Genomic DNA, 20,215 nt, shown 5'->3' on the forward strand with positions numbered 1-20,215 from the left:
CACTCTCTTGTCCCCAACGCTGTGAGGAGCCCATCATGGTCACGAATCTGATCCACTATCGCGTCGGCGACGCCGTGGAGTGGGGAGTGGTCGCCGACGCGAAGATCACCCCGCTGCAGGGCAGCTACCCCAGCACCGCCGAACTCATCACGACCGGCGAGCAGGATTGGCGCGCGGCCAGGGACCGGGCACCGGCCCACCGGCTCGACGCGGTCACGGTGCTCTCGCCGATCACGACACCGTGCCGGGTGATCTGCCAGGGCGCCAACTACCGTCAGCACGCGATCGAGTCGGGCATGGATCCCGACGCCCGCGCGTTCAACCTGTTCTTCGACAAGACCGACGCCGCGGTCACCGGCGCGCACGACCCGGTCACCCGGCCGGCGCATGTGCGGCTGCTGGATTTCGAGATCGAACTCGCCCTGGTCATCGGCCGCCGCATCGATGCACCGGTCACGATCACGGACGCGGACCTGCCCGGCTACGTGTTCGCGGTAACCATCGCCAATGATCTGTCGGCCCGCGATGTCCAGTTGCCGCAGGGACAGTTCCTCAAAGGCAAAAGCTACCGCGGGTTCTGTCCCCGCCACGTTCTCGAGTCCCGACACAGCCGACCATCACAAACTCGGCATAGATGTTTAAATGCGCATATATCGGTACCAAGGTATTTCAGATGGGCACATGACGGAATCGCCCCCTGAGCGGCGTAGCAGCCCCCAAGACCTCCATCGGGCTGCACGGCAGGCACCTCGTCACGGATTCTGCGGCCCAGGGCAGACGATCCGGGCGCCGAAACCGGCCATCCAGCGCAACTCCAGCACCAGCCCAATCGCTCCGAAACAGCACGGGACGTGGCCGAATCGGGTTCGTATCAGGACGTCCACAGGACGTCACAGGTCCACGAACAGCAACAAACAACAACCGGCAACACCCCGCAACAACCAAGAACCCCCAGGTCGCGCCCGTTCGCCGGACGAAACCGGGCGGTCGAAAGTAGCATCAAAGGATGCGATCGATCTGGAAGTGGTGAGTGCCTCACCGCAATTGGTGATCCCGATGCTGCCAGGTTGAGGATCAGTCGACGCGCCGGCCGCACCCAAACACCCCTTGCAGGTCGCGACCATGCGCGCCAACAGTTAGCACGACGTTGGGAAACGACGGGAATCCCGGTGCCACTTTGGGTGCCACTTTGCGCCCCAAACTGTGGGAATCCATGGGAAACAGCGAGGATCAACGGGACACGATGGGGACCAAAACAACAGGTCAACATAGGTAGGGGGTCTACGAGATGATGAGAAAGGACTAGCCGGTTCGGCTGGTTACCGCGCTGCCGAGGGCGGCCCGAACGCCGCGGCGTACCGGCCGCGATCGACCTGGTCCACCGTGATCCCGGCCCCGACCGCCCACGCGGCAACAGCCCGAGCATCCAGCCCGGTCATCACCGCCACTCCGTCGCGGCGCTGCCCGAACGCGCCATGCCCGACCGAACCAATCGTCGAACATATGTTCGAGGATGAGGTAGCCTGGCTCGGGTGAACACACATTCGACTGCACTGGCACCGGATGCTCCGACGCGAAGATGGTCGGAACTTGCCGATGTCGACTTGCTGCGCACCCTCGTCGAAACCGAACGCCGCCGACGTCGGCTGGGCGCGGCCATGGTTGCTGCCGTCGCCGAGGCCGAGCGCCGAGGTCTCGCCGCCGACACCGGCTACCGGGACACCGCAGAGCTATTGAGTGATCTGCTGCGGATCAGCGCCTCCGAGGCGCGTCGGCGAATCGAATACGCCGCCCCGCAGGCCCGCTCGCGTCCCAGAAAGGCATGGAGAGCGGTGACGACGGCAGGTTGACGCCGAGCACGGGTGCGGGACGGTGGATCCAACAGTGTTTCCGGCCCGATCCGCTGAGCCCGGTTCGGCTGAGGTGGAGGCGGCCGGCCACCGTAACCGGCGAGGTAGTGGTTTCTGTTCGAGCTCGAGGCGCGGCTCGAACTGCCGCTGCACGGCCAAAGGTCAACGCGACGAGATCATCTCGGCCACGTGCACACACTGACATGCCGAAGAGTGGTCGTTGTCAGCTGCCGCACCCCGGGCACGGTCCGAGGACTTCGCTGAAGTCGAGGCTCGCATGATGCGTCAGCGCCCGACACCGCCGGATGACAGCCGCGCTGCCGCAGGGACATTCGCGACCGCGCAGGGCGACATCGGCACCGCTCCGAAGGCTTCGCGTATTTCAGCCCTACTCGACGCTCGAGATCGGACGGCTGTGAATTCGGTGGATGTATCCCGGTTGTCCATATCGAGCAGGCGCTGCCTGGCCAGTCGCTCACACAGTTCGGGAATGGCACCCCGGGGAGTTCCGGCCAGATCATCGATGCAGAGACCGACGATCCGCAGCACGAGGTGGCGCGGGAACCGGTTGTCGAATTCGGTGCAGAGACGATCGGCCGCATGGTTCACCACCTGCTGCTCTGCTGTCTGCGTCGGCTTTTCCATCATCAATGCAAGCGTCACAGACACAGCTTGCTGATTCGGCCACCTGGGTATCAGAGGCGAAAGGCCCTGCGCGCTACGGCCGGCCCCACCCGATCGGGTCGTTGTGCTCCGACGACGGGATGGCAAGCATCCTCGCCACCATTGACGGTGCGAGCTCGCGTGTGTCGGGGAGGTAGTGCAGGGCGGACAGGCCACCGGGTGCCGGTCGGCTCGACAGTCTTCTGAGCTTGTCACCACAACAGAGCGCGAATCTCTCGCCCGTGCCCGCCGGCCGGGTGACGAAAGTCCCTGGCCTCGATGCGTTTCGATACTACCGACCGTCCGCGCCTACGGCCCAATGTGGCTCGAGTGACTCGGAGAGGGCGACGCTGCGGGTCCCGCCGTCCGCGGCTCAGTCGACTGTGCGGATGTCCGGTATTGGAATGGTTTGGAGGAAGTGGTGGATGACGAGGTCGATTTCCGCCGAGTCTTCGAGTCCGCACCGGGGGTGTACCTGGTTCTCGATCCCGAGTTGAGGATCGTGGGAGTTACTGATTCGTATCTGGAAGCGACCATGACCGATCGCGCCCGGATTCTCGGCCGTGGCGTCTTCGACGTCTTTCCCGACAATCCGGCCAACCCCGACGCTGAAGGCGTGCGGAATCTGCGGGTGTCGCTCGAACGTGTGCTGCGGGAGCGGGTCGTCGACGCGATGCCGGTGCAGCACTACGATGTTCGGGGCGCGGACGGTACCTTCGAGCAGCGGTTCTGGAGTCCGTCCAACTCTCCGGTCCTGGACGGCGACGGTGGTCTGTCATACATCATCCATCGTGTCGAGGACGTCACCGATTTCGTGCGGTTACAGGCGAACCGGGCGGTGCAGCAGCCGGAGACCGAACAGCTGCCCGCGACCACCGAGCGTATGGAACGCGCGGTCTTCACTCGCGCACACGAGGTCGCCGAAGCCAGCCGGCGGCTCAAAGAGGTCAACGCCGAACTATCGGAGCTATATACCCGCACCAAGGAGCTGGACGAGCTCAAGAGCCAGTTCTTCGCCAATATCAGCCATGAGCTGCGCACACCGCTGATGCTGATCCTCGGTCCGGCACAGAAGCTCCTGGATGCAGTTACGCCACCGGACCCTACCGCGGCCGAGCTCGAGATGATCGTGCGCAATGCACGAATATTGTTGCGGCAGGTCAACAACCTGCTCGATGCATCACGGCTGGACGCGGGTGCGGTGCGGCCCGACTACGCCCGCGTCGACGTCGCCGAGCGCGTCCGCTCGAGCGCCGCCTTCTTCGAATCCCTGGCCGTCGACCGCGGCACCGAACTCATCCTCGACACCCATCCGGTCATGGCCGAACTGGACCCCGAACATCTGCAGCGGATCATGGTGAATCTGCTGTCGAACGCATTCAAGTTCGCCGGGACCGGGGGAATCGTGCGCTGTACGGTCCGCGCGGCCGGAACGGATCGGCTGGTGATCGAGGTTGCCGACAGCGGCCCCGGAATCCCCGCCGAGCATCGGTTGGCGGTTCTGGAGCGTTTCCGGCAGCTCGACGGCGGTCCAGCGCGCTCTGTTCCGGGCACCGGGCTCGGTTTGAGCATCGTCCGCGATCTGGTCTCGTTGCACCGGGGCGGTATTCACATAGCAGAAGCCCCGGAAGGCGGTGCACTGATCACTATCGACCTGCCCGTCTTCGCACCGGTAGGCACACCGGTCCCCGCCGGAACCGATGGCGACGATGCCGGCGCGCGGGCGGCCGCCGATGACGTTCGCGACGAATTCCCGGTTATGACAACAACTTCCACAGCCGAACCGGTCGGGCGAACACGGTCAAAACCGGTTGTGGTGGTCATCGAGGACAATCCCGATCTCAACAGGTTCGTGCGGCAGGCATTATCGAGTCGCTACCAGGTGCTGTCCGCCTTCGACGGTCGTTCCGGCCTGGACCTGGCCCGTCGTAATCAGCCCGATCTGCTCGTCTGCGACATCATGATGCCCGAGATGAGCGGTGACGAACTGCTCATCCACGTGCGTGCGGATCCGAAACTGACCAACACACCTGTGCTCATTCTCAGCGCTCGCGCCGACGACGATTCGCGCCTGGCATTGCTGCGTGCCGGCGCCAACGACTATCTGCCCAAACCGTTCGAGCTCACCGAACTGCATGCCCGCGTCGACAACCTGGTCAACCTGCGGCTGGCAGAAGCCCGGTTGCGGACGCTGCGGATCGCCGACGAGCGTGAACGCATCGCGCTCGAATTGCACCGGACCGTCACCCATCGCCTGTTCGCGCTGAGTATGCAGCTCAGCGCGGTCCGGCCCGCGGCCCGCGTCGCCGCTGTGGCCGAACGTCTCGACCACGCGGTCGGCGAACTGGACTCCCTCATCGAGCAGATCCGGGTCACCGTCAACGAACTCGATCCCGACGGCGCAGCCGGTACCCGCGACTTCCCCCTCCGCATGTCGGCGTTGATCGGCGAGACGGCCGAAGTATTGGCAGCACAGGCCACCATTTCGTTGAGCGGCCCGCTCGAGACTCTCGACGCGGAACTCACCGCGGGGCTGCACGACGCCGCCCGTCACCTCATGGCCGCTATCGCGCGGCACGGCACCACCGAGATCGGGCTGACCATGAACCTGGATCATGAGCTTGTCGTCACCATCGCGGCCACGACGGCTCCCGGCAACCGGACAGCTTCAACTCCTCCCGGATCCGAAGCCGACCTGATCCCCTCGGTCCTCGCCGACCGCGGCGCCACCCTGAACACCACGGTGTCACCGGCCGGCGTGACGACATGGACATGGAACCTCCGAATTGCCCCGTAGCGGCTCATATCTGCGGCGAACCGCGTCTGCCGCCGAGTGCGGGCCCGCGCGCCGATCGGCTGACCGACCCGGGCCCGGCGACCTCAGCGGGCATAACCGGAAGACAGCACCACCGCGGTGATCCGCCGAGCCGATGAGCATCGGCACGCGTCGAGAATCAGCGGCAACTCGAGCAGATGTTCAGCAACTGGTTCGGATCCAGTTCGCCGAATGCGCGATTCACACCGGCACCATCCGGCCGGCGCAGGTGTTCGGCACCGAGTAGCGCGAGGCCTCGGCCGGCAACTGCGCGGTCATCCGGTGCCTCGCAGCGCCTTTCAGTTCTGGGCACTGTCGAGCCGCGTGGTTCGATCGTCCGTGGACGGGGGATCACCAGCGCGAGATACAGTGCCATGACTCGATCATCGGCAGTCCCGGTGGCCAACCATAGTACCGAAAGTCCCTGCCGCAGTACCCGTTCGAACTCCGCTGGGGCCGAGGTGACGTGGGCCGCACTCACCGCACACCGCGATCCTCGAAGCGACTGATCCGAAATCATCCTGCGCAGCAACAGCATCGGGCACTTTGCTGCCTCCTCCGCGGTGTCGTCCAGTGCCGCAGCGCGGGAGCACTCTTCAATGCTGCCGGGATCGCGATAATTCGGGCGCCCGAGCGACCGGATGAACCGAGAATCCAATCCGCGGTGGGTGCGAGCGACCGACCACGGCGACAGTGGTCGCCCTGGCAGAGGGGGGCGAGCCGATTCGCAGCAGAGTCGGGGCCGGAAGTTCAGCGCAGCGGTGCGATCCATCGCAGCCGGGTACCCGGGCCCGTGCTGCCCGGCTTGGTGGCCGGGGTGATCTCGAGTTGCCCGCCGCATTCGGCGGCGCGGGCGGCGAGATTGGCCATACCGCTGGTTTTCGGGTCCTCCGGCAGGCCCTGACCGTTGTCCTCCACGACGATGCTGACGACCTCGCGGGTGACGTGGACCTCGACACTGAGATCCCGTGCGCCCGAATGCCGCACAGCGTTGCTGACCGCCTCGCGGACCACCGCCTCGGTGTGCTCGGCGAGGTCGGCGTCCAGCAATGCGAGCGGACCGGCGATGCGTATCGTGGTATCGATCGACGTGTCGGCGGTGTGCTGGCGGATCGCCTCGTCTATCCGCTGACGCAGGCGGCCGAGGACGGGTTCGCTGGTCTGCAGGTCGAAGATGGTCGTACGGATCTCCTGCACCACCTGCTGCAACTCGTCGACCGATTCGGCGATCCGCTGGCGAACCTCGGGTCTGTTGCTACGCGGGATCGTGCCCTGCAGGTTCAGGCCAACGGCGAACAGCCGCTGAATGACCTGGTCGTGCAAGTCGCGGGCGATGCGGTCACGATCGGCGAGCACATTCAACTGCTGCACCTGCTCCCGGGTTGCGGACAGCTGCATGGCCACCGCGGCCTGGCTGGCGAAAGCCATCGCCAGATCGAGGCTGTCGTCGGAGTACGGCGATTCGCCCGGCCCGCGTGTGGCGACCAGCACGCCGAGGGCCGCCTCCGGCGTGTGTAGCGGGAGCATCAGCATCGGGCCCTCACCGAGCAGTTCCCCGCCCAGTCCAATCGTGGCCCGCTGCGGGGTTCGGGTACGGAACACCTCTCCGAGATGGCTGTTCACGGTCGTCAATTGGTTCGGAGCCGACAACATCGCCGGTGCGACGGCGGCGAGGTCGAGACTTGTCACCTTCTCCGCGGGTACATCGGGGTCGGGGTTGATCGCCACGAACGCCCGCTCCGACGAGGTCAGTCCGCGGACGTGTTCGACCAGATGCCCCAGCACCTCCCGCGATCCGGTACCGGCCAGGAATTCTGTGGTGAAGTCGCGGGTGGCGGAGATCCACGCGTGCCGGGTGCGGGCGGATTCGTAGAGGCGGGCGTTGTCGATCGCGACACCGGCCGCGCCCGCCAGCGCCTGCACGACCACCTCGTCATCGTCGGTGAACGGCTGATCGTCGAACTTCTCGGTGAGGTAGAGGTTGCCGAACACCTCGTCGCGGATACGGATCGGCACGCCGAGGAAAGTGTGCATCGGCGGATGGTTCGGTGGGAAGCCCACCGACGCCGGGTGTGTGGAAATCCGGTCCAGGCGAATCGGTTTCGGTTCGTCGATGAGGATGCCGAGCACTCCGTGGCCCTGTGGAAGGTCGCCGATGCGAGCACGCACCTCTTCGTCGATGCCCTCGTGGACGAACTCGACCAGCTCATGACCGTGCCCGCGCACGCCGAGCGCCCCGTAGTGGGCGCCGACGAGGCTGGTCGCGGTGTGCACGATGGTACGCAGGGTCTGGTCCAGTTCGAGTCCGGAGGTGACGGTGAGCATGGCCTCCATCACACCGTCGATGCGGTCCCGGGCGCTGCTGATCTGATCGATCCGGTCGCGGACCTCGTCGAGCAGTTCACGCAACCGCAGCTGTGAGAGTGTTTCACGGACCGAGTACTTGTTCGGATCCGATGACTGCGCCATGCCCGGCCTCCCTGTTCAACAGCTCCCGCAGCCCTTGGGCTGCGCTGGCGGGCTATGGAGGACCAGGGCAGTTTATCCAATGTCCAAGTCGAGCGCGATAGCGGGATTCTCGAGTCCAGCAGCTCGACCGCGGCAATTCCGCAATGCCGGCAGCGGTAATCGCTGCGAGCGATTACCTTTGTATCGGCACTGGCTGAACAAGATTGGATAACCATGACCACGGTCTTCCTCGTCGACGACCACGAAATAGTCCGGCGCGGTCTGATCGAACTGCTCGAGGACGATCCCGAACTGACCGTCATAGGTGAGGCCGGCGATGTCACTCATGCTCTGGCTCGGATTCCGGCATTGCGCCCCGACGTCGCGGTGCTCGATGTGCGGCTGCCCGACGGCAACGGCATCGAGCTGTGTCGCGAGTTGTTGTCCAAGGTCGAGGGCCTGCGTTGCCTGATCCTGACCTCCTTCACCGACCAGCAGGCCATGCTCGACGCGATCCTCGCGGGCGCGAGTGGCTATGCCGTCAAGGACATCAAAGGGATGGAGCTGGCTGAGGCTGTGAAGACGGTCGCTGCGGGACGTTCACTGCTGGACAGCCGGGCCGCCGCCGTGCTGATGGAACGGCTGCGCCGCAGCACCGAGCCCGACGGCCCCTTGGCCGATCTCACCGAGAAGGAACGCCAACTGCTCGAACTGCTCGGCGAGGGCCTGACCAACCGCCAGATCGCCCAACGTATGTTCCTGGCCGAGAAGACCGTCAAGAACTACGTATCCCGTCTACTGGCCAAGCTCGGTATGGAACGCCGCACCCAGGCCGCAGTCTTCGCATCGAAGCTACACACGGAGAAGACCAACCGGCACTGAGCAGCCACGCGCACCGGTCCCACACCGGGATTCGCCGCACCGATACATCCGGATACCGCTCGGACTCGTCAGCCGTGCTCACGGCGAGCAGATGTCCTGGGCACCGCACACCCCCGCCCTCCCAGTACTCGTCACCGATTCCCTCTCCGGTCGGAGTGCCGCGGCGCAAGCGCTCCACCGTTTCATGGTGTCGGAGCCGGGTATCGCCGTGTCCGACCGAATTGCTCGACTCGTGGAGGGTTCACATGTCCAACCATGAACGTACTGGTATCGAAGAAGGCGTCGAAGCTGCCGTCGAGGGGGTCAAAGGCCGGCTGAAGGAGGCCGCCGGGGCTTTGGTCGGCGACCGGGACCTGGCAGATGAGGGTAGCGCCCAGCAGGACAAGGCCAATGCCCAGAAGGAAGCCGCCAAGAACGAAGCGCGTGCCGAAAAGGAGCGGGCCGCAGCCGATCTGCACGAACAGCGCCAGCGCACGCACCAGGACGGCTGACCGCTACGACGCGTCCCGAGGACACACCGCACAGGGGTGTCACCTGCGGCCGGACCGACGGCCGCAGGTGACACCGATTGGGGACGGCGAGGGCGGGTAGCCGTCGAGCGTGACCGATTCCGCCATCGCCGTTCTCGATATCGATGGGACGCTCATCGATTCCAATTACCAGCATGCCCTCGCCTGGTATCGAGCACTGCGCTCGGTGGGGCATATCTATCCGGTATGGCGGCTGCACCGGTTGATCGGCATGGGCGGCGATCAACTGGTCACCGCCGTGGGAGGTGAAACTCTCGAGCGCGAGGTGGGCGATCGCGCCCGGGCGGAGCAGGGCAGACAAGCCGACGCTCTGCTCGAGGAGATGGCGCCGTTACCCGGTGCCCGCGATCTGCTGGTGGCCATCAAGGAACGCGGCCATCGGCTGGTATTGGCAAGCTCCGCCCAGTCCCGCCACGTGGAGGTGTTCCTGGACAAGCTCGGGGCCCACGACCTCGTCGACGCCTGGACCAGCAGTGCCGATGTCGAAGCAGCCAAGCCCGCCCCGGACCTGCTACAGGTCGCGTTGGCGAAGCTGCACGCGCCGCAGAGCGCGTCGAGTGTGATGGTCGGTGATTCGGTGTGGGATATCGAGGCGGCGAAACGTGCCGGGATGCCCGCGATCGCCGTGCGCTCGGGTGGCTTCGGGGACGATGAGCTCCGCGACGCCGGCGCGATAGCCATCTACGACACCCCCGGCGACCTCGCGACCTCGTTGGACGACACCCCTCTCGCCTGATACCTGCGTCGCGACCGGTTTCAGTCCGCGGCTCCCGTCACCGAAACCAGCAACCCATCGGGGAAACTCATGCCGGACAGCAACGAAGAGGCGGGCACCAGCTGTGAAGCACTGGTCGCCGCGGCGGACTATCCGGTCTTCGTGGTGACCACCCGCGAGGACGACGAGTTGAGCGGCTGTCTCGTCGGATTCAGCACCCAGATCAGCATCCAACCGCTGCGTTTCCTGGTCGGACTGTCGAAAACCAACCACACCTTCGGTGTCGCCATGCGCGCCCAGCGCCTCGCCGTTCACCTCCTCACATCGGAGCAGACCTCGCTGGCCGCACTCTTCGGCAGCGAGACCGGCGAGGAGATCGACAAATTCGCCCACTGCGACTGGCAGCCGGGCCCCGGCGGCGTGCCGATCCTGTCCGCCGCGGCGAGTTGGTTCAGCGGACCCATCATCGAACGCCACGACTTCGGCGACCACACGGGGATGCTGCTCGCCCCGGACACCGGCTCGCCTCCGGCGACAAACGTCGAGGCTCTGCGTTTCCGGATGGTCGACGATCTACGACCCGGCCACCGGGCATAGCTCGGAGGCCGCCCATCGCACGTGGCGGCAATCGCCCGCGTTGTCGGTGCAGTGCCGTTGCGGAGGCACTCCGACACGCCACCGCCGCAGCTCGACGCCGCACGGCGGGCGTTGTCCGAGGGGCGTGATTTCACAACGGCGCGGGTTTCCCGCAAGAGGCTTCCCAGCGCGCGGAGAGCGTTCATACTGAGGGTGCACCCAATTACGACGTGGCCCGCCGGATAGGCACAGTCTGGGCAGTATCGTGTGCCGATGATCAACGTCCGAGCGAAAATCTGCGGCATCCGGAGTGAATCCGATCTCCGGGCCGTCGTCGCGGCCGATGCCGATGCGGCCGGCTTCATTTCGGGCACCACGCACTTCAGCGAGGACGAACTCGACGTCGAACGGGCCCGGCGCTTGTCGCGGATGGTGCCCGCGTCGATGGAGCGCGTGCTGGTCACCCATCTCACCGATGCGAAAGACGTGTTGCGCCTTGCGGACCGGATCGACGTGGACTGCATTCAGTTGCACGGGCTCATATCGCTGGACACCGTGCGGGCGGTCCGGCGGGACGCGGGCGGGCGGCGGGTGATCCGCGCGGTCCACGTCACCGGGCCCGAGGCGGTCGGCGCGGCCGTGCGAGCGGCGCCGAATTGCGATGGGATCGTGCTGGATTCGCGGTCCGCGGACCGGCTCGGCGGAACCGGTCGCACGCACGACTGGTCGATCAGCGCACGCATCGTCGACCTGCTCGCCGAAGCGGAATTCCCGGTCATGCTGGCCGGGGGCCTGAACCCGCACAACCTCACCGCGGCCATCGATGCGGTGGGACCGGCCTGGGTCGATGTCAATTCCGGGGTCGACGACTCGCACGGCGACAAGGACCCTGAAAATTGCAGTGACTTCGTCAGGGCCGCACATGCCGTCGCTGCGTCGACCGCTGCTCCAGCCCGACCGCGAGCAAGATGAGCACGCCCGCCGCGGCGGTCGCGGAGGTGGGCGGAGTCCGGGTGCAGGCCGCGCCCACCAGAGTGGCCACCACCGCCTCGTTGAGCCCGACGACGCTGGCCGTCGACGCGTCCAGCCATCGCAGCGCCTGCCAGTAGAGGGCGAATCCGGGTCCGAGCAGCAGTGCGCCGACCGCGGCCAGCTCGGCCGCGACCGGGAGCGACGGTGCATCGAGCGCGAGCAGTGGGCTGCTCGCGATCCCGCCCAGCAACAACTGCAGTGCCGCGGCGGTGATCGTGTGGTTCGGCCCCGGCTGCCGCGCGATCACACCGACCAGCATCGCCACGCACGCCGCACTGCCGACCGCCAGTCCACATCCGACCAGGGCCGGCCCCATCGCCGTACTGCCCGCGTGGCGTCCGGTGACCAGCCAGATCGCCCCCGCGACCAGGAGCAGTTCGAGCAGTACCGGAAACGTCGGGGCCCGGCGTCCGCGCAGCAGCGACGCGGCGATGATCAGAACCGGCGCCGTCAGGTGCAGGGCGACCACCACCGGCAGCGGACCGATTCGCAGCGCCGCGACGTACAGCGCCAGATTCGCCGCCTCCAGCACGCCCAATCTGATGTACAACGCCGGGTGGGCGGTGAGCGTCGCCCACGGATGCTGGCCGCGCAACCGCGCCGACACCAGCAGTGGCACCGCACCGCCGAGAGCCACCAGCCCCGCCGTGGTCGGGGCCCCCAGCGCCGCCAGCAGCGCACTGGAGGTACCCCACAGGCAGGTCACCGCGATCATCAGAGCGATCGGAGCGGCCACAGGCTAGGCCAGCAGGTAGGTGACCACGGGCAGGACGAGCGCGGTGAACGCGGCGAACACCGCGCTGGCCACCCGCCGCTTCGGTAATCGCGGAAAGTGCGTGGCCAGGCCGCAGTACGCGCCGAAGGCGATGAGCGCCGTGCCCCACACCACCAGCGCCCGGCTGGCGATCGTGCCGTACACGGTGTCGAAGCCCACCGCCAGCGCGAACACCGTGGTACCCGCCGCCGTGCCGAGCACCAGCAACGCCTCTCCCGCAGTGGAATTCATCAGCATGCGGTGACCGCGCACCGAGGCGATCGCCTGCGGATCGGTGCGATGGGCGCCGTCGACCCGGCAGATCTCGTCGTACACCTTCGCCGGGTTCACTCGCTCGTTGATCGCCGGCCGCACCTGCAGCAGGGCCTCCAGCGCCTGCGTGGTGGCGTAGGAGGTGACCGGCCCCTCGTCGGAGATGCGGAAGCCGCCCCGGTAGATGGCCAGCGCATCCATCTCCTGCAGATCCAGCAGCGCGACGATCGCCGCGCGCACCGCGGGATCGAAAATTGTGCGGCTGTCGGCCGATATCACCGCACCGACCGCCAGATGCAGGGTGAGATGGCGCCAGGTGTCGACCAGATCGTCACGGCGGAAGATCTCGGTCTCGATCTCGCACTCGCCCCGGCGCAGCCCGGTCAGCAGCCGGTTGACCGCCATCGCGCAGGCTCGCTCGGCACGCTTGTCACCGATCCGGACGATCTCGGGGCGAGCGAGCACGGTGGCGATGTGCGCGGCCGCGTAGATCGGCAGGGAGCGCGGGTCCTGATACATCGCCGAGACCAGATAGTCGATGCCACGCGAGATGGCTTGGTGCCGTTCACTATCGAAGCCGCCGTCCCCGATGAGCGCCTCGACGGCGGCAGCGGTCGCGGTAACCGATACCGGCCCGAGAAAACCCGATATACGCCATCCGCCGGTTTCCGAATCCTGTTGGTCCAGTAGGGATCGTACGGCTGCGGCCAGATCGGGATCGGACTCCTCGACCGCCAGGCAGCGCAGCGCGCGGATGCGCCACGCGACGTCGATCGGGGTCCGGAAGTACCATTCGTCGCCGTTCGGCCGTTGCACGACAGTTGCCCGTACCAATATGGCGACCTTTGCGGCACGCGGGATTTCACAACCGGCGCGATGCAGCACGCAGACCACCTCGGCGGTGTTCTGCGGATTGGGTGGCACATCGGGTATCCAGCCCCAGCCCGCACCTCCGCTGAGATGCGGTATCTGGCTGCCGCGCAGCCATTCCACAGCCATCCGGACACGCTCGTCGATGTTCGACACGGCCCTCCACCCCCTTCAGTGCGTTGCCCCGGAGACTTTCGATCGGGCGCTGATAACCGCCAAGTTACTCGGGTGGTCCGACAATCCGCCCGTAACGAATTTGCCTGAATCGATTGGTAGCGAGCGTGTTTCGGTTCCATATCGGGGGGCCTCGGCTGCGGCCGCCGCAGTGGCGCCACGAGATCCGCAGGCAGCGAACCGGATTCGCCGACGCTACGCACCCTGGGTCACGTATCTGCGATAGAAATTTTATCACGAGGTCGTCACCACGTGACCGGAATCGCGCTGGTCCGCGTTCGGATTGCAACCCGTATCCGGGCAGATCCGGCCGCGATCGCCGGCGGCCGCACGTGCTCGTCGAAAGTTGTTCTGCCGCATTCGGAGTTGTCACGAACAGTCTGCGGACCCGCAGCTCGATCGCGATCTCACGGGCGGTGATCGAGGTATCGGGCAGCCGTCGCCGAACGGCTGTGGACGCGGGGCGGCCGACACCGATTCGATTCGGGTTGCTCCGGGTGCGCGGCGTGGCGGGTTGGGCTGTTTCCGTATTGCAGAGAGTTCCGATTGGGCGACGTGGCAGGATCGCAGGTGTGGTAGGAGATCGAACCGGAAGCAACCGATTGGTGGGACGGCAGGCCGAATTCGCCCAGATCTCCGCTATTGCCGAGCAAGCCGCGGCGGGGCGTGGCGGAATTGTGGTCATCAGCGGCGAGCCCGGAATCGGCAAGACCTCGTTGCTGAATGCGGTGAGCCGATCGGCGTCCTCGCTCGGGGCACGGCTGCTCCGGGGCACAGCCGCGGAAATCGAGCAGGAGGTGCCCTATGCCGCGCTCGGCTGGTGCCTGGGTTTCGGCCACGGCGCACTCGATCCATCGGCGGCACAGCTGCATTCGCTGCTACGCGGTACCGATCTGCCCGGTGACGGCGCATTCAGCCGGCACTTCGCCGTCGTCGAAGCGCTGCTGGCCCTGGTGGATCAATGGTGCACCACGAGTCCGGTGATCTTCATACTGGACGATGCCAATTGGGCCGATTCGGCCAGTCTGGCGGTACTGGAGAGGCTCGGCGAGATCGTCGCCGAACTCCCGTTGATGATCGTCATGGCGATCCGGCCATTGCCGCGCGGCGAGGGCCTGGCGGCGTTGCTGAAGCAGTTCCACGCCTGGGGCGCCGCGCAGCTACAGCTGAAACCACTGACCACACCCGAAGTCGCGACTCTGATCGAAGACATGCTCGGTGCCGTGCCCGGCCCGGCACTGACCGCTGCCGTCACCGGCGCGGGCGGTAACCCCTTTTATGTTGTCGAGCTGGTAGCGGGTCTACAGCAGGCGAACGCACTCACCGTCGTCGGCCGAGGGACCACCGAGCTGGTGACATCTCCCGCGGGACAGCCGGAGCGATTCCCGCTGCCCGAGTCGCTCACCGAAACCGTCGAGCGCAGGCTGGATTTCCTGCCTCGCACGGCGCAGCAGGTATTGACGATGGCCGCGGCTCTGGGAACCAGCGTCGAGGCGATGGAACTTTCGACGGTCCTGGACTTGGCGGTCATGGAGATCTGGGAGGCGATCAGCATCGCCACCGAGGCGGGCCTGCTGGTCAAATCCGGCGACGAGCTGGTCTTCCGGCATGATCTGCTACGTCAGGTATTCGCCGATCAGGTACCCACGTCGACCCGCCGGTCTCTGCAGCTTCGCGCGGCCCACGTGCTGATCACGGCGGGCGCCCCGGCTGAACGCATCGCGAATTATCTGCTGGCCGGCGACGCTCCGCTGGACGACCACAGCCTGCGATGGCTGGCCGAAACCGCGGACACGCTCACTGTTCGAGCCCCCGAGCCGGCCATAAATCTGCTCGCCGGGGTGGTGGCCGCCGGTTCCGGATCGGACCGTACGGCCCAGGACAACTTCCGGGTTCAGCATGTCCGGGCTCTGTTGTGGAGCGGCCGCGCGGCCGAGGCGGAAACCACGGCGAAGGCAATACTCGCGAGCCGAAACCCGACCACACCGGACTCGGCGAACGATAAAGCGCTGCGGTGGCTGCTCGTGCGCGCCTACTACGCTCAGGGCCGACTCGACGATGCGGCCACCACAGCGAATCTCGTACTGGCCCAGCCGGGGCTGACCCGGTGGGAAGAGGGCCTCTACAACGCGTTCCTGGGCCTGTTCTACTTCTTCGACGAAAAATTCGATGCCGCCGAACGAGCCGCGGTGCGAGCCATATCGATCGGAGAGGAAATCGACGACGCGCTGACCGTCGGCATGGGCTGCACAACCCTTGGCGGACTGCGATATACCCAGGGCCACCTGGACCAGGCCCTCGCGCTCGGTGAGCGGGTCGCCGCCGCGTACGAAACATGTCAGGGCTCCGGGAATCGACTGGATCAGCTCGATCCCTACGTGCTTCGAGCTCATTCCTTGATCGAGCTCGACCGGTCTGCCGAAGCCGAGGATATTCTCGGCCGCGCCGTGGTCGATGGTTTGCAGAACCGGGGACTGCATCTGGTCTCGCGCGCTCGGCTGTCCTTCCTCAGCGGCCGCTGGGACGATGCGCTGGCCGAAATTCTTGCACGCCAGGGCTTGCCAGATATCTTCGGCCACGGTGTGGTGACCAACAGCCTGACCGCGCTGATCGCGGTGCACCGAGGCACTTTCGATGCCGGTCTCGACTGGGCGGGACCGGACGACCGGGTCGGCAGCCAGACATATCTGCACTTCGATTCCTGGGTCGACGCGTTGCTGCTCGAATCTCGGGGCCGGCCGATCGAGGCGCTGACCGTACTCTCCGAGGCATGCCGGACGCTGGCGTCGGGGCTGGCCGGATCGACTGTGTATTACGCCTATCCCGATGTCGCACGCCTGGCGGTGGCCTCCGGCGACCAGCAGGCTCTGGACGAGATATCGAGTGCGGCCGAGACGCTCGATGCCCGCTATTCGACTCTCAGCAGACGCGGCACAGTGCTGTTGTGCCGCGGATTGTCGCTCGACCAGCCCGAACTGCTCGAGCAATCGGCGCAGGCTTTCCACGGTGCCGGACGCCCGCTCTACGAAGGACAGGCCCGCGAAGAACTCGCCGTAATTCTCGCGCGCCGCGGCCGAACCGCGGACGCTCGGTCGGCTTTGGACTCGGCGGTGCGTTCATACGCGGGCATGGACGCTCAATGGGATATTTCACGAGCCGAGTCGCGACTGCGCGAACATGGCGTCCGCCGGGGATCGCGAGGTCCCCGCAAACGACCCAAGACCGGCTGGCAAGCACTCACCCCCACAGAGCAGAAGGTTGCCGAACTGGTTGCCCAGGGAGGATCCAACTCCGAAATCGCCACTCGGATGTTTCTCTCCAGGCGGACCGTGCAAACCCACGTGTCCAGCATCCTGAACAAACTCAGCCTGCAATCCCGCGTCCAGGTAGCCGTCAGTCTCGCTCGCCAGGTGTGATCAGCGTCGATGTCCGCGCGCTGGATTCGGCGCAACACGCGGTCGACGAGGTGGTCGGGAACTGGTGGTCGACGGGTTCGCCGGTGACGATCGTGCGGTAGCTGATCGTTGCCGCGAACAGTCGAGACGGCCGCCGATCGGCGGGGGCGGCAACCAGCCGTTTCGATCAGCCGTGCCGGTGCAGGAAACCGTGCAGGATGGCCTGGGTGAGTTCCTCGACGATCGCCGTTCGCGGCGGCTGCTCGGGGCCGAAGTAGGTCGAACGCAGGGCGGCCATCCCGGCGATCATCGCGACCGTCGAGTGCGCCGCCAGAGCCGGATGGTCCGACCGCACTCCCCGCAGACGCATACCCTCGGCGCTGATCCGGCCGAGCGCATCGAGCGCCCGCCTGATGTCGGCGATGCCGGTGTCCTCGATCTCCCCCGGGCCGAGCGCCTCTGCTGCCAGCAGCGTGACGACCAGTCCCCGGTTCTCGACGAACAGGTCGTAGAGCTGTCCGGCGAACTGCCGGGCCAGGTCCTGCTCGTCGGTTTCGTCGGGGACGACTTCTCGCCATATGCGGCCGAACTCGTCGACGAAGCCGGTGAAAGGAAGTACCACGGCCTCCCGGAACAGGGCTGCCTTCGAACCGAAATGGCGGAACAGCAGGTGCTCGCTCACCCCTGCCGCCTCGGCGATCTCACGAGTGGTGGTGCCGCGGTAGTCCTGCCGGGCGAACAGGGTGCGGGCCGCGTCGAGCAGCAGTCGACGCGGCTCGCCGCGGGGGCGACGTGGCGGCGGATCGGTCGGGCCGCTGCGGCCGGAAGACTTGTGGGGCACGGTCGTTCGCTCCTCGGCGCGGCGCTGGACGGTTCACCCGATCATAGGACAGCGCCCACTATCCTCACTTAGGATAGTGCGTGCTATCCAAAGCTCTGCGGAGCGCATTTCGAAGGGGGTGCGGACATGGGCGCAGGCATCATGCTGGGCACGCTGTTCGGGCTCGTCGTCGTCATCTTCGGCGTGGTGTACCGATTCGACCCGGAAGCCCGCCGCCGCGGGCAGGAGCGTGAGCGATGACCGAGTCGACACCTCTGCTGAAGGTCGCCATCGGCTTCGCGTACGTCGGGGGTCTGGCATTCCTCGCCGCCGGCGCGTACCTCTCGTATCGCCGTCGCCGGCTGCATCCGCTACTGCTGCTGTGTATTTCGGCGATCTCGTTCTCCTGGATCGAGGCCCCGTACGACTGGGCGGTCTACGCGCAGTTCGCGCCCGCGATCCCGCGCATGCCGTCCTGGTGGCCGCTGAACATGACCTGGGGCGGACTGCCTTCCGCGGTGCCACCGGGTTACATCGCCTATTTCGTCCTTCCCGCCGTGCTCGGCGTGGGTCTCGGACGCCGGCTGATCGCCAGGTTCCGCTGGCGGCGACCGCAAACCCTGCTCGTCGTCGGCCTCGTGGCCGGCTTCGTCTGGGCGTTCCTGTTCAACGCGATTCTGGGGGCGCGGCTCGGAGTCTTCTACTACGGGCGCGTGATCCACGGATTGGCGCTGTGGGAGGGGAGCAAACACCAGTACCCGCTCTACGACGCCCTCGCGATGGGCGTGCAGATGATGGTCTTCACCTACATCCTGGGCCGGACCGATGCCGAGGGGCGCACCGTCATCGACATGCTGGCCGAGCGGATCTCGGCGAATCGCGTGTGGTCGTCGGTGCTGTCGATCGTCGGGGTCGTCGTCCTGGGTACCGCACTCTACGGGGCGGTCTTCGCACCGCACCTGGTGACGAAGATGCAGGGCCGGGTGACCGCCGGGCCCACAGCCCAATTGTTCCCGGGCGTCCCGAATCAACCGAAGTAGTATTGCGCTCGTAAATCCCGGCCGCACAATCGAATACGAGGGAGTCCCGCGCGACGCGGGACTCCCTCGACGCTATACCGCGACCGGAAGTTTCGCCCACCCTCGAACGCTGGAGGTGCGCGCCCGGACCGCACCGGCGTAGTCGACCTGCCAGTCCGGCCAGCGGAGCAGAAGCTCCTCCAGTGCGACGCGCGCCTCCATGCGCGCCAACGCGGCCCCGAGGCAGAAGTGCGGACCGAACCCGAAACTCAAATGGCTTGTCTGCCTGTGGATGTCGAACCGGTCCGGGTCGCCGTACTGGCGTTCGTCACGATTGGCCGAGGCGTTGAGCAGCAGCATCACCGATCCCTCCGGGACCGTGTGGCCGTAGTACTCGGTCGTGGTCGCGACGTAGCGGGCCTGCACCGGCGAGGGCGGCTCGAAGCGCAGCACCTCCTCGATGGCGTCGGGGATCAGTGAATGGTCCGCCGCGAGCTCACGCCGCTGATCGGGATGCTCGGACAGCAACTGCCCGATGAACCCGATGAGCCGCGTGGTGGTTTCGCTGCCCGCGCCGAAAATCATGCTGATGTAGGTCAGTATTTCCGTGCGGCCGAGCGGCCGTCTGCCGCCGTCCTCGTCCTCCACCTCGGCATTGAGCAAATCGGTCATCAGGTCGTCGCTGGGATTGCGCGCACGCCAGTCGACGTAATCGGCGATGAGTTCCAGATTCGGCGGTTCGACCTTCATTCCCTCCCCCGGCATGCCGGATTTCAGCGAAATGATGGTGTCTGTGGTGTCGCGAATCCTCGACTGATCCTGCTGGGGAATTCCGAGAAGCGCGCCGATGGTCTGCATGGGCATCGCGGCGCCCAGGTCGGCGATGAAATCGAAACCGCCCGCCCCGACCAGCGGTTCCAACGCCGCGACGGCGAACCGCCGGGCGATCGGCTCGACGGCCGCGACTCGCCGCGGGGTGAAAACACGCGCCAGAATCCGCCGGTGCATATCGTGCAGGGGCGGATCCTCGAACAGGATGAGCCCCGGCGGGATTTCCACCCCGCTGGAAATGATGTCCAGCACGGTGCCGCGGCCCGAACGAAATGTCCGCCAGTCGTGCAGCCCCTTGGCGACATCCGCATATCTGCTCAAGGCATAGAACCCGTACCTGTCATTGCGATACAGCGGCGCAGACGCGCGTAACCGCTGCCATATCGGGTATGGATCGTCGTCGATGGCGAAATCGTACGGATCGTAATACGGTTCCGCTCCGAGGGTTTCGGGCATGTTCTCCGCCTTTCCGCGCCGGTGGAATCGACCAGCCGGGCGATGGATGCGATCTCACGGTGGCGGTCATCGCCGCACGCCCCCGGAACGCGGACATCGGGCTCGGCCTAAT

The 20,215-nt window shown here is 66.2% G+C and carries 17 protein-coding genes; 10 read left to right on the plus strand and 7 right to left on the minus strand.

What is annotated here, in order from left to right; translation table 11 throughout:
- Positions 1-35 precede the first annotated feature (35 nt).
- Both NV1_RS35295 and NV1_RS35300 read left to right on the plus strand, forming a co-directional pair.
- Positions 36-701, plus strand: a complete 666-nt coding sequence (locus tag NV1_RS35295) for a fumarylacetoacetate hydrolase family protein (protein WP_067901778.1) — start codon at positions 36-38, stop codon at positions 699-701.
- A gap of 831 nt (positions 702-1,532) precedes the next feature.
- Positions 1,533-1,850: a DUF222 domain-containing protein gene (locus NV1_RS35300; RefSeq protein ID WP_245714089.1), complete on the plus strand. Its 318-nt coding sequence runs from the start codon at positions 1,533-1,535 to the stop codon at positions 1,848-1,850.
- Between the two features lie 285 nt (positions 1,851-2,135).
- Here the strand turns inward: NV1_RS35300 and NV1_RS35305 are convergent, their stop codons facing one another.
- Positions 2,136-2,513 carry a hypothetical protein gene (locus tag NV1_RS35305; protein WP_157117577.1) on the minus strand — a complete coding sequence of 126 codons (378 nt, stop codon included), beginning with the start codon at positions 2,511-2,513 and terminating at the stop codon, positions 2,136-2,138.
- A gap of 421 nt (positions 2,514-2,934) precedes the next feature.
- On the opposite strand from NV1_RS35305, the gene NV1_RS35310 reads away from it, so the two are divergent.
- Positions 2,935-5,310, plus strand: a complete 2,376-nt coding sequence (locus NV1_RS35310; RefSeq protein ID WP_169813484.1) for an ATP-binding protein — start codon at positions 2,935-2,937, stop codon at positions 5,308-5,310.
- A gap of 83 nt (positions 5,311-5,393) precedes the next feature.
- Here NV1_RS35310 and NV1_RS47055 read toward each other — a convergent pair whose 3' ends face one another.
- Together NV1_RS47055 and NV1_RS35320 are read right to left on the minus strand one after the other, a co-directional pair.
- Positions 5,394-5,522, minus strand: a complete 129-nt coding sequence (locus tag NV1_RS47055; protein WP_084526271.1) for a ribose-phosphate pyrophosphokinase-like domain-containing protein — start codon at positions 5,520-5,522, stop codon at positions 5,394-5,396.
- A 556-nt stretch (positions 5,523-6,078) separates the two neighbouring features.
- Positions 6,079-7,797, minus strand: coding sequence for a sensor histidine kinase (locus NV1_RS35320; RefSeq protein WP_067901790.1), 1,719 nt, complete (start codon positions 7,795-7,797; stop codon positions 6,079-6,081).
- Positions 7,798-8,010: 213 nt separating this feature from the next.
- On the opposite strand from NV1_RS35320, the gene NV1_RS35325 reads away from it, so the two are divergent.
- The 5 genes from NV1_RS35325 (at position 8,011) to NV1_RS35345 (ending at position 11,451) form a co-directional block, all read left to right on the plus strand.
- Positions 8,011-8,658: a response regulator gene (locus NV1_RS35325; protein ID WP_067901793.1), complete on the plus strand. Its 648-nt coding sequence runs from the start codon at positions 8,011-8,013 to the stop codon at positions 8,656-8,658.
- A 245-nt stretch (positions 8,659-8,903) separates the two neighbouring features.
- A complete protein-coding gene (gene mbp1, locus NV1_RS35330) occupies positions 8,904-9,149 on the plus strand; it encodes a microaggregate-binding protein 1 (RefSeq protein ID WP_067901796.1) in 246 nt (81 codons plus the stop codon).
- A gap of 109 nt (positions 9,150-9,258) precedes the next feature.
- Positions 9,259-9,924 (plus strand): HAD family hydrolase, encoded by a 666-nt coding sequence (locus NV1_RS35335; RefSeq protein ID WP_067901799.1) that lies wholly within the window; start codon positions 9,259-9,261, stop codon positions 9,922-9,924.
- A 69-nt stretch (positions 9,925-9,993) separates the two neighbouring features.
- Positions 9,994-10,500, plus strand: a complete 507-nt coding sequence (locus NV1_RS35340) for a flavin reductase family protein (RefSeq protein WP_067901802.1) — start codon at positions 9,994-9,996, stop codon at positions 10,498-10,500.
- A gap of 252 nt (positions 10,501-10,752) precedes the next feature.
- Complete coding sequence (locus tag NV1_RS35345; protein WP_067901844.1) at positions 10,753-11,451, plus strand: phosphoribosylanthranilate isomerase; 699 nt, start codon at positions 10,753-10,755, stop codon at positions 11,449-11,451.
- On the opposite strand, the gene NV1_RS35350 is transcribed toward NV1_RS35345, so the two are convergent.
- On the minus strand, positions 11,390-12,226 hold the full coding sequence (locus NV1_RS35350) for a DMT family transporter (RefSeq protein WP_157117578.1): 837 nt from the start codon (positions 12,224-12,226) through the stop codon (positions 11,390-11,392). The two genes, NV1_RS35345 and NV1_RS35350, sit on opposite strands and share 62 nt — an antisense overlap.
- A gap of 24 nt (positions 12,227-12,250) precedes the next feature.
- Complete coding sequence (locus tag NV1_RS35355; protein WP_157117579.1) at positions 12,251-13,564, minus strand: prenyltransferase/squalene oxidase repeat-containing protein; 1,314 nt, start codon at positions 13,562-13,564, stop codon at positions 12,251-12,253.
- A 590-nt stretch (positions 13,565-14,154) separates the two neighbouring features.
- Here NV1_RS35355 and NV1_RS35360 point away from each other — a divergent pair.
- Complete coding sequence (locus tag NV1_RS35360; RefSeq protein WP_157117580.1) at positions 14,155-16,998, plus strand: helix-turn-helix transcriptional regulator; 2,844 nt, start codon at positions 14,155-14,157, stop codon at positions 16,996-16,998.
- Between the two features lie 166 nt (positions 16,999-17,164).
- On the opposite strand, the gene NV1_RS35365 is transcribed toward NV1_RS35360, so the two are convergent.
- Entirely contained in the window at positions 17,165-17,818 is a 654-nt protein-coding gene (locus tag NV1_RS35365) for a TetR/AcrR family transcriptional regulator (protein ID WP_067901814.1), read from the minus strand.
- Positions 17,819-18,054: 236 nt separating this feature from the next.
- Between NV1_RS35365 and NV1_RS35370 the strand changes: the two genes are divergently transcribed.
- Positions 18,055-18,837, plus strand: coding sequence for a spirocyclase AveC family protein (locus tag NV1_RS35370; protein WP_067901817.1), 783 nt, complete (start codon positions 18,055-18,057; stop codon positions 18,835-18,837).
- A 72-nt stretch (positions 18,838-18,909) separates the two neighbouring features.
- Here the strand turns inward: NV1_RS35370 and NV1_RS35375 are convergent, their stop codons facing one another.
- Positions 18,910-20,103, minus strand: coding sequence for a cytochrome P450 (locus NV1_RS35375; RefSeq protein WP_067901820.1), 1,194 nt, complete (start codon positions 20,101-20,103; stop codon positions 18,910-18,912).
- Between the last annotated feature and the right edge of the window lie 112 nt (positions 20,104-20,215).

This window comes from Nocardia vaccinii NBRC 15922 (assembly GCF_001613305.1).
Taxonomy (GTDB): domain Bacteria; phylum Actinomycetota; class Actinomycetes; order Mycobacteriales; family Mycobacteriaceae; genus Nocardia; species Nocardia vaccinii.